Here is a 265-nt window from a genome sequence, read left to right on the forward strand (position 1 = left end):
CGCGCAAAACGCGATCGTCAGCGGTTACCTGACCTTCGACTCGAACAAATCCTTCGTGATCAGCCATACCACCACGGTGGCGGCTTCCAGCGCCTATATCGGCACGGACACGGCTTCCGTGTTGCACAAGGTAGCGGACCTGGACGTGACCTCGGTGGCCAAGGCCAACGACGCGATCAAGACGGTGGACTCGGCCCTGGCCTTCATCAGCGGTGAGCGCGCCAAGCTGGGTGCCCTGCAGTCGCGCTTCGAGTCGACGATCAAT

At 61.9% G+C, this 265-nt stretch carries 1 pseudogene; it reads left to right on the plus strand.

What is annotated here, in order from left to right:
• Positions 1 to 265: pseudogene (locus tag HGR_RS17620) on the plus strand (flagellin); the annotation flags it as partial.

It is taken from the genome of Hylemonella gracilis ATCC 19624 (assembly GCF_000211835.1).
GTDB lineage: Bacteria > Pseudomonadota > Gammaproteobacteria > Burkholderiales > Burkholderiaceae_C > Hylemonella > Hylemonella gracilis.